At 41.2% G+C, this 6,905-nt stretch carries 6 protein-coding genes and 1 pseudogene (1 of these 7 running past the window's edge); 4 read left to right on the forward strand and 3 right to left on the reverse strand.

The window, feature by feature from the left end:
- Positions 1–34 precede the first annotated feature (34 nt).
- Together B3R79_RS05565 and cls are read left to right on the forward strand one after the other, a co-directional pair.
- A complete protein-coding gene (locus tag B3R79_RS05565; protein ID WP_414717728.1) occupies positions 35–718 on the forward strand; it encodes a class A sortase in 684 nt (227 codons plus the stop codon).
- Between the two features lie 138 nt (positions 719–856).
- Entirely contained in the window at positions 857–2,437 is a 1,581-nt protein-coding gene (gene cls, locus B3R79_RS05570) for a cardiolipin synthase (protein WP_293695454.1), read from the forward strand.
- A 232-nt stretch (positions 2,438–2,669) separates the two neighbouring features.
- Here cls and B3R79_RS05575 read toward each other — a convergent pair whose 3' ends face one another.
- The 3 genes from B3R79_RS05575 to B3R79_RS05585 all read right to left on the reverse strand — a co-directional run bounded on the left by B3R79_RS05575 (position 2,670) and on the right by B3R79_RS05585 (position 4,576).
- Positions 2,670–3,242 (reverse strand): ECF transporter S component, encoded by a 573-nt coding sequence (locus B3R79_RS05575; RefSeq protein WP_154454303.1) that lies wholly within the window; start codon positions 3,240–3,242, stop codon positions 2,670–2,672.
- Between the two features lie 106 nt (positions 3,243–3,348).
- Positions 3,349–3,900, reverse strand: coding sequence for a phosphopantothenoylcysteine decarboxylase (gene coaC, locus B3R79_RS05580; RefSeq protein ID WP_154454304.1), 552 nt, complete (start codon positions 3,898–3,900; stop codon positions 3,349–3,351).
- Complete coding sequence (locus tag B3R79_RS05585) at positions 3,893–4,576, reverse strand: phosphopantothenate--cysteine ligase (RefSeq protein WP_168260783.1); 684 nt, start codon at positions 4,574–4,576, stop codon at positions 3,893–3,895. Before B3R79_RS05585 ends, coaC begins: the two co-directional genes overlap by 8 nt.
- 190 nt (positions 4,577–4,766) lie before the next feature.
- Between B3R79_RS05585 and B3R79_RS05590 the strand changes: the two genes are divergently transcribed.
- Together B3R79_RS05590 and B3R79_RS05595 are read left to right on the forward strand one after the other, a co-directional pair.
- The gene (locus B3R79_RS05590; protein ID WP_293695464.1) at positions 4,767–6,437 is read left to right on the forward strand and encodes a formate--tetrahydrofolate ligase; all 1,671 of its coding nucleotides are present in this window, start codon (positions 4,767–4,769) and stop codon (positions 6,435–6,437) included.
- A 227-nt stretch (positions 6,438–6,664) separates the two neighbouring features.
- A pseudogene (locus tag B3R79_RS05595) lies at positions 6,665–6,905 on the forward strand (xanthine phosphoribosyltransferase); it runs 337 nt beyond the window's last position.

Raw genomic sequence — 6,905 nt, forward strand, 5'->3', positions numbered from 1 at the left:
TATGAAACGATTATTAAGGGGATAGGTACGTTGGATCTTGATTCTAGTGCTTTTGCTTGTAGGCATGGCACTATTCTTTCATCAGACCATTAGCCACATTATGATGGCTTACACGACCGACTGTTATCAAGTGAGCCATGTATCACGAGAAAATATTGAACAAAATGAAAAAAGTAAGGGTAATTTTGATTTTTCACAGGTAGCTGTTGTTTCTACCCAAGATGTGCTAGCAGCTCAGATGAGTGGTCAAAAACTAAACGTCATTGGTGGCATTGCGATTCCAGATCTGGAAATGAATTTGCCCGTTTTTAAAGGCATTGACAATACCAACCTTTTATATGGTGCGGGAACCATGAAGGAAAATCAAACCATGGGAGAGGGGAATTATGCGCTTGCCAGCCACCATGTTTTTGACCAAGTCAATAGCAATCACCTGCTCTTTTCACCACTAGAAAGAGCGGAAGTGGGGCAGAAAGTCTATCTGACAGACAAGACTTATATCTACACTTACACAATTACTAGCAAGGAAGTTGTGGCTCCGACAGATGTTGAAGTCATTGAGGATGTTCCTGATAAGACCTTACTGACCTTGGTGACGTGTGATGATTTGCAAGCGAGCAACCGTTTGATCGTGCAGACGACTTATGATGGCAAAACACCATACGCCCAAGCACCATCTAAGGTTCAAAAAGCTTTTACCAAAAGCTACACGCAGTAGCCATTATTCGTTTTTTGACAGCTGAACCGTCTTGTGTTCGGCTGTTTTCCTTGTTAAAAATAGCAGTTCCTGAAATACTTTTTAAAAGTATGGTATAATGTTAGTTATTGAAAGTTTTTGGAGGTTAAGATTATCGCAATGAAAAACACAGATAAAGATAGCAGAGTTGTTCGTTTATTGAGTAAGAGCCGTCGTGGGTTGCTTCGAGGTATCTTTAGTCGAACGACCATTATTTCGGTTCTGTTAATCTTGCAACTGGTGTTTATCTTTGATTCTTACATTTGGTTAGACCAATCTCGGATTTGGGCGGAGATTATTGAACGTATTTTGACTATTACAGCCGTTTTGTATTTGGTTAATAGTGAAATGGATGCTCTTTCTCGAGTGACTTGGCTGATTTTGATTATGATAGCACCACTATTAGGGTCGCTTTTCTTAATTTACACCAAGCTAGACTGGGGTTATAGAGACTTGAAGCAACGGATGGGACAACGCGTGGATGAGAGTGTGCAATACCTGCCACATCATCCCGAAATTGTGAGAACCTTGAAAGAGGATACCTCAACAACCTATCATCTTGTTCAATATTTCAGTCGTAGCCGTGGCAATTTTCCTGTTTACCAAAATACCGACGTCACTTATTTTCCGACAGGTGAGGATTTCTTTAAAGAATTAAAAAAACAACTCCTTAAAGCCGAACACTACATTTTCATGGAGTTTTTCATCATCGCTGAAGGGGAGATGTGGGGAGAAATCCTAAGTATTCTTGAAGATAAGGTTAAGCAAGGCGTTGAGGTTAGGGTTTTGTATGACGGCATGATTGAATTATCAACCTTATCACCTGACTACACCCAACGTCTTGAAAAAATTGGAATTAAAGCCAAAGTTTTTTCACCTATTTCACCTTTCATTTCGACTTATTACAATTACCGTGACCACCGTAAAAATATTATCATTGATGGGCAAGTTGCCTTTACAGGTGGGGTGAATTTGGCTGATGAATACATTAACAAAATCGAGCGTTTTGGTCACTGGAAAGACACGGCCGTGATGATTGAAGGCGAAGCCGTCGATAGCTTTTTGGTCTTGTTCTTGCAAATGTGGTCTGTTACGGAAAGAGAATTGGTGGTGGAACCTTATTTGATGGAACACTCGCCAACTAGAACAGCCGATGGTTACGTGATTCCTTATGGTGATTCGCCTTTAGATACGGATAAAGTTGGGGAAAATGTGTATATCGATATCCTCAACCATGCTAGAGATTACGTGTATATCATGACGCCTTATTTGATTTTAGATAGCGAAATGGAACACGCCCTTTGTTTTGCGGCTGAGCGTGGAGTGGATGTGCGGATCATGATGCCTGGTGTCCCTGATAAACCGATTCCGTATGCTCTAGCTAAGACTTACTTTGGCAAATTGATGCGTTCTGGGGTTAAGATTTACCTCTACACACCAGGCTTCTTGCACGCCAAGGTATTTGTCAGCGACCACATTAAAGCTGTTGTGGGAACCATTAACCTAGATTACCGCAGTCTTTACCATCACTTTGAATGCGCAACTTATATGTATCGAGTGGATGCCATTCGAGATATTTACGAAGATTTCACCATGACTTTGGAAGAATGTGAGCGTGTGACGCCTGAAACTCTAGCCAAACGCCCTGTTCATGAAAAAGTTGTGGGTATGTTGGTCAAAACCATTGCGCCGCTCCTATAAGATATGCTATACTAATCTTATGCGATGAGCCGAGTGAACTCGTTCTTAATGAGTTTATTTGCGCAGAGGAGGTCACTCTAACTTTTGTTAGAACGCAGGAGCGGACTTTGACAATTTGTGTGAACCATTTTGTCACATTCAAATGAATGCCTCAGCCCTCTTACCTATTTGGTGGGAGGGCTTTTTTGATAGCAAAAAAGCTAGGAGAGAACTCCTAACTTTCTAGTATCTATTAGCGTCTTTGCTTTTCAAGGACAGGAACGACTGCAGCGGTTAAAATAGCAGAGGCAATCATTTCTGCAATGGCATTGGTTCCAAAAACAGCTGCTAATAAGGCTTTTATGTCACCATTATACACATTTGAAAAGATAAAGAAAACGCCACCCAATACAAAGATAGTATTGGTCATTGAACCGACTGCTCCAGCTACTACCAGACCAGCTCTACTGTGCCACCATTTGTAAACGTAATAAGGGGTGATACCGATTAAAATACGGGGCACCATAGCAATCACAAGTGAGGCAAGATTCCCATTTTCAACAAAGGGAGAAAAGAGGTAGCTTGTCGGCATCAGCGTGATGGTATTGACCGTCACACTGATAATCCCCATCAGACCACCTAAAATAGCACCAATACGCGAACCATACATGATAGAAGCCACGATAACAGGAATCTGAATCAGCGTGGGTTTAATTGGGACAGGCCACAGGTTAAACACCAAACTAGTCAAGAAATGAATAACGAGCATAATTGCAAAGAAAATGGCGATAACGGCAATATCCGATGCGGATTGTCTTTTTTTCATGGTTCCTCCTAAATCCAAAAGCCGAGAATAAATGCGTTGAGTCTTTGAAAAGACTTTAACCCATTATACAGGTTTGGGCTAGTGTTGACAAGTGTATCCGTTACCATTATTCGTGATTTTTACAAACTTTTAACACTGATTCAATAATTGTTTCCAAATCTGCCAAAGCCCCCTTACCGACATCACCGCAGGCCAGTCGCGTTGAACGAGGTTCGATTTTCTGATAACCTGCCTGAATAAGCTGCTCAATATTGCGTTTGGTCATGGGATTATTGTACATATTGGTATTCATAGCAGGTGCAATGAGTTTAGGCGTGTCAGCTGGCAAGGCTAAAGCTGTTGTGGTCACGATGTTATCTGCCATGCCATAAGAGAGTTTGGCGATGGTATTAGCAGAAGCAGGGGCAATCAAAAAGACATCCGCTTCCTTGGCTAAATCAATATGATTGATGGTTTGAGCATCTTCTTCCTTCATCACATCAAGGGCGACGGGATTTTTAGAAAGCACCTGCAAGGTTAAAGGGGTGATAAATTGAGTAGCAGCAGGTGTCATCAAAATCCGAACGTTCAAGCCTGCTTTAGTGAATTGATTGGTTAAATCAGCTGCTTTATAAGCGGCGATACTGCCTGAAACGGCTAATAATACAGTTTTAGTCATGTGTTACCCTTTCCAAAATCAGCTCGGCAATTGCTTTCTTGGTCTTAGCGACAACCACGTCATCTTTCCCCACTAAATAAGCCAAGTGCTGATTATCATCTATTGTGGTGAGGTCATTTGCGACGATATAGTGGGCTTGATTGGTCGCTAAACTGCGTCTAGCAACAGCTAACAACTCCTCCTTTGGCACTCCCACCAAGAGTTTGAAGCCGATTAACATAATATCAGGATTCCATTGCTTGATTAGGGAAATCACCTTTGGTGTTTTTTTGAGAAAAAGCACTTGGTAATCTTGTTGAGAGGAAATTTTGGCACTTGTGTTGCTTTTATGAAGCAAATCTTTGACGGCTGGTGCTTTTTCCACTTCCTCAAGGTCCGTCATGTAAACAGGGGTGTAGTCAGATACCGCCATGCTATGGATGATAGCATCATGCGTTTTCACTAAGGGTTCAAGTTCCGCGATTAAATCAGCCACCGTTTCGACCAAGATGATTTTGAGCTTGGAATGTTTCTTGGGTTTGACCGCTCTTTGTGTCGTCACCAATGTCACATCATGCCCTTGCGCTAAAAAGCACTCAGCAACTTCCTTGCCAAGAGTCCCAGTGGCATGATTGGTAATACCACGAACGGCATCAATATTTTCGGTGGTTCCACCAGATGTAATTAAAATCTTCATGTTCTCATTTTACACAAAAAAATTTTTTTCGTAAACGATTTACCATAAGCTAGAATAGGCTTGTTGCTGCCTTTCTAAAGTAAAACCATCGAATAAAATACGAACATTTATAAAACTATGAATAAAAACGTGCGTTTTTTATAAAATGTGATATAATAAAGCTATCACTTATAATTTAGAGGAGAATCTTGTGAAATCTGATATCGAAATTGCACAAAGTGTTGAACTAAAACCTATTACTGAAATTGTCGAAAAAGTTGGGATTACGTTCGACGATATTGAACTCTATGGTAAATACAAAGCGAAACTATCTTTTGATAAAATTGCAGCTGTTCAAAACAATAAACCTGGTAAGCTTGTCCTTGTGACAGCTATTAACCCGACACCTGCCGGTGAAGGAAAATCAACCATGTCCATTGGTCTAGCAGATGCCTTAAATAAAATTGGCAAGAAAACTATGATTGCCTTGCGTGAACCATCTCTTGGTCCTGTTATGGGGATTAAAGGGGGAGCAGCAGGTGGTGGTTATGCCCAAGTTCTTCCAATGGAAGACATTAACCTTCATTTTACTGGGGATATGCACGCCATTACAACAGCTAATAATGCCCTTTCAGCTATCATTGATAACCACCTTCACCAAGGTAATGAACTTGGTATTGACCAACGTCGTATTATCTGGAAGCGTGTGGTTGACCTTAATGACCGTGCCCTTCGTCATGTAACCATTGGTCTTGGTAGCCCAGTTAATGGTATCCCACGTGAGGACGGTTTTGATATCACTGTTGCGTCTGAAATCATGGCCATTTTGTGTCTGGCAACTGACATCAATGACTTGAAAGAACGCCTTGCCAATATCGTGGTAGCTTACCGCTATGACCGTACACCTGTTTACGTTCGTGATTTGAAGGTTGAAGGTGCTTTGACGCTTATCCTTAAAGACGCTATTAAACCAAACCTTGTGCAAACCATTTATGGCACACCTGCCCTCGTTCATGGTGGACCATTTGCCAATATCGCACATGGATGTAACTCTGTTTTGGCAACAAGCACAGCACTTCGTCTAGCAGATTATACCATCACAGAAGCTGGATTTGGTGCAGATCTTGGGGCTGAAAAATTCCTTGATATTAAAACACCAAATCTTCCAACAACACCTGACGCCGTTGTGATTGTGGCCACTATTCGTGCTCTTAAAATGCATGGTGGCGTAGCGAAAACAGATTTAGCTGAAGAAAATGTCGATGCTGTTCGTGCTGGTTTTGCCAACCTTAAACGTCACGTGGAAAACGTTCGTAAATTTGGTATCCCTGTCGTTGTTGCTATCAATGAATTTGTAGCAGATACTGAAGCTGAAATTGCTGCTCTTAAAGAACTCTGTGCCGAAATCAACGTGCCTGTTGAATTGGCTAGCGTTTGGGCAAACGGTGCTGACGGTGGTATTGACCTTGCAAATGCCGTTGTTAATGCTGTTGAAAATGGCAATGCTGACTACAAACGCCTTTACTCAGACGACGATTCTCTTGAAGAAAAAATCACTAAAATCGTTACTGAAATTTACGGTGGTAACAAAGTTATCTTTGGCAAAAAAGCACAAACGCAATTGAAACAATTTGCCCAATTTGGCTGGGATAAATTGCCAGTATGTATGGCGAAAACACAATACAGTTTCTCAGACAACCCTACGCTTTTAGGGGCTCCAGAAGGCTTTGATATCACTATCCGCGAATTTGTACCGAAAACAGGTGCGGGGTTCATCGTTGCCTTGACAGGAGATGTGATGACCATGCCTGGTTTGCCTAAGAAACCAGCCGCTCTTAATATGGACGTGGCAGAAGACGGAACAGCTATCGGTTTGTTCTAATCTGTCAGATGACTGATTTAATGAGCATCTTGCAATAATTACAATAAATGTTACAATAAAACAACTGATCTACCCCATCACAGCCAATCGTGCCATGTGTGGGGTAGAAACATTTATATAGCTATGTAGTTAACCATTTAGCGAGGTAGAAGCAGTGAACAAAAGTGGTAAGTAAATAACAAAATCCTAGCTTAATGGGTTAGTTGTGAAAAGAAAAGGAGACGTGTATGAAATTATTAGAAGAACGCATTTTAAAAGATGGCGATGTTTTAGGTAAGGATATCTTAAAAGTTGACAGTTTTTTGACGCACCAAGTGGATTATGAGCTCATGCAAGAAATTGGAAAAGTTTTTGCAGAGGTTTATAAAGACGCTGGTATTACAAAAATTGTCACAATTGAAGCTTCTGGGATTGCTCCCGCGCTTTATACTGCTCAAGCCATGCAAGTTCCAATGATTTTTGCTAAAA

Source organism: Streptococcus sp. UBA3373, from assembly GCF_002360305.1.
GTDB classification, from domain to species: domain Bacteria; phylum Bacillota; class Bacilli; order Lactobacillales; family Streptococcaceae; genus Streptococcus; species Streptococcus alactolyticus.